This is a genomic window from Actinophytocola sp. (genome assembly GCF_035762905.1).
GTDB lineage: Bacteria > Actinomycetota > Actinomycetes > Mycobacteriales > Pseudonocardiaceae > DASYTH01.
Genome location: NZ_DASUCC010000004.1, coordinates 1 through 2699, shown reverse-complemented (window position 1 = coordinate 2699; position 2699 = coordinate 1). Strand labels below are relative to the sequence as shown.

Annotated in this window: 2 protein-coding genes and 2 pseudogenes; 1 reads left to right on the top strand and 3 read right to left on the bottom strand. The window is 69.1% G+C overall.

Annotated features, from left to right (window positions below):
• The 3 genes and pseudogenes from VFV67_RS00320 to VFV67_RS00310 form a co-directional block, all read right to left on the bottom strand.
• Positions 1-230, bottom strand: a pseudogene (locus VFV67_RS00320) (RNA-binding protein); the annotation flags it as partial.
• Entirely contained in the window at positions 227-1210 is a 984-nt protein-coding gene (locus tag VFV67_RS00315) for a DUF1702 family protein (RefSeq protein WP_326466293.1), read from the bottom strand. The gene VFV67_RS00315 and the pseudogene VFV67_RS00320, both read right to left, overlap by 4 nt.
• Before the next feature lie 94 nt (positions 1211-1304).
• A complete protein-coding gene (locus VFV67_RS00310) occupies positions 1305-2300 on the bottom strand; it encodes a DUF1702 family protein (RefSeq protein WP_326466292.1) in 996 nt (331 codons plus the stop codon).
• Between the two features lie 225 nt (positions 2301-2525).
• Here VFV67_RS00310 and VFV67_RS00305 point away from each other — a divergent pair.
• Positions 2526-2699, top strand: a pseudogene (locus VFV67_RS00305) (acyl-CoA thioesterase); the annotation flags it as partial.

Here is a 2699-nt window from a genome sequence, read left to right as displayed (position 1 = left end):
ATCCACGCATCAATATGCTGGTAATCCCGATTGACCCGCCGAATCTCCTGCTGCGCGAACCCCGACGGCATCGCCACCGACATCGGCGCAAACCCAAACCCCGACGCCATCACCTCCGCCTCCGCCGCCGACGGAAACCCCCCCCGACCCACCACAAACATCCCCGCCACCAACACCACCGCAACCACCCCGGCAAGCTGACGACGCAACCAACCAAATGTCGCGCTCATGAGTTGGCACCTCCAAGGGAGACGAACTGATCGGCGATGGCCTGGCGCCAGACCTCGAATGCCGGCACCTCGCCGTCGACCGGCGTGGCCGGGCGCACGTCCTGGGTGATCCGGGCCGCGTGCACCGCGTCGGTGCCGCAGAACACCTGTGTGGCCAGTTCCGTGTGCGGCACCAGGAGCCCAGCCTTCACCCGGGACTCGGCCGCGAACGAGCTGCCCTGCGCGACGATCGGCCAGTGCACGCCGGACCGCTCCCGGAACTTGCGCAGTTCGGTCTCGGTGACCCCGCCGGCATAGGTGGCTGCCAGGCCGGCACCGCCGAACATGTCCTCGTGCCGGGCCTCGGGGAACGCCTCGATCATGTCGGCCACTCGTTCCGGGTCGGTGCCGCCGACGAACCACAGTGCCCGGCCGATCCCCTGATCGATGGCGCGGTTGGCGTACCCACCGGACTCGCCGCCCGGCCACGGGAAGTGCGGGTCCTGGTACTGCTGCTCGACGTACCTGCGGGTCTTGAAGTACGTCTGGTGGAAGCCGTACCCGTCGAGCAACAGCCAGCGCAGCAACGGATCCAGCGCCTCGGCGCGCGGCCAGGCGAACCGGGGCAGCCGGGCCATCGCCCACCCGACCCCGACGTAGATGATGTAGTCCTGAGCCGCGCCGCCGGGGCTTTCCAGGAACCGGGCGACGTGGTCGTGCCGGCCGAACGGCAGCCCGTCCCGCACCGCGTAGCCCATTCCGGCGCCCTCGTAGGCGAACCCGCGGAACCGCACCGGAATCTCGTCGAGCCACTCCTCGGCCTCGGCCGGGGTGCGCGCTTCGGCGGCGTACGCGTAGCCCTCGAGGAAGCGTTTGCCGACCGTTTCGAGCAGTTCCTGCGCCTCCGGGTTCTTCTTGTGGAACCCGCGCACGTCAAGAGATGCGGCGCGATTGTTCGGTGTCAGAATGCGGCGCCGGAGGGCGCGCCAAGCGCTGCTCAAGATATCCCCCTTTGGCGGGTGGGAATTGCTATCTGAATAAGATGTTCGCCGTGGTCGCCGAGCAGCGTCTACTCCAGAAGTGCAGAGTTTCCGCTCAGCTCGCCAGGCGGCCGGCGTCCGGAACGAACCGGTCGCGGATCCGCTGCCGCCACAGCTCATAGGCCGGCACCGGTCCGGTCGTGTCCGCCGAAACCTCGGTCTCGTCGGCGATCCGCACGGCGTCCGCAAGAGACAGTCCGGCCAGCCGGCCGGCGGCGGTTTCGGTGTGCGCGGGCACGAAACCGGAGTAGGTGCGCGCCTTGACCGCGAACACCACGCCGAGCGCCAACTCCGGCCGGTGGTCGCCGGCCGCGCCGCGCAGCGCGGCCAGCCCGTCCGGCGCGCAGCCGCCGGCGAACGTGGCCGCGAGACCGACGCCGCTCCACAGGTCGGCCCGCCGGTGCGCGGCGAACCGCTGCACCGCGGCGGCCACGCCGGCCGGGTTGCCGCCGTGGATGAACCACAGCGCCCGGCCGATGCCCTGGTCGACCGCACGGAGGAAGTAGTCCGGCGCGCCCGCCCAGGGGTACGACTTGGGCACGTACTGGCCGTCGATCCACTTCTTGGTGTCGAAGTACGCGCGGTCGAAGCCGTAGCCGTCCACCGCCAGCCAGCTCATCGTCGGGAAGTACGGCGACCCGGTCAGATCGGGCAGCACCTTCTTCCACAGCACCCGGGGCAACCGGGCCATGGCGAAGCCGATTCCGATGTAGGTCAGGAAGATGTGCGGCTGGCCCGGGCCGAGCAGCAACTCGCGGGCGCACCCGCCGCGGCCGCCGGCCATCGCGTCCCGCACGGTGTAGGCCATGGTCGCGCCCTCGTAGGCGAAGCCGCGGAACTCCGGCTCCACGATCGCGAGCCGGCGCTCGACCTCCCACAGGGTGCGCGAGTCGATGCCCCACTCGAACCCGCAGATCACCGACTGCGGAATGGACTCCAACCGGCGGGTGGCCTCGGACTCCACGACGGGGAAGCCCCGCTTGGCGAACGTCACCGAGGCGAGCGAAGGCGTGAGCAGCAACCGGCGCAGCGCACCAAGGAAAGTCGACATGCGATCACCATAACTCCGTGCCACGGAGCCGAAACCGTTTCCCGCACGCCAGAAGAAGACAACGGCAATCCCCAGCGGGCACGCTCGAATGCGGCGCGGATGCGTCACTTCCTGATATGGATGGGACCATGGCGAGCGAGCTTGCGAGCGAGCCATCGAACACAGGCCCGACGCCGAGCCTGCGAGGCGACGGGCCCGCCGGCACCGAGCTTGCGAGGAGGCGGCATGGGCGACGGCTACTACGAGATTCGGCACATTGTCGGGTTCGAGGAGACCAACCTGGTCGGCAACGTCTACTACGTGAACTATCTGCGCTGGCAGGGGCGGTGCCGGGAGATGTTCCTCAAGGAGAAGGCGCCGGCCGTGCTCGAGGACGTGCGTGAGGATCTGAAGTTGTTC

Bases quoted from the DNA above. Each gene is read 5' to 3' on its own strand.
- VFV67_RS00310 (WP_326466292.1), bottom strand. From the start codon at position 2,300: ATGTCGACTTTCCTTGGTGCGCTGCGCCGGTTGCTGCTCACGCCTTCG.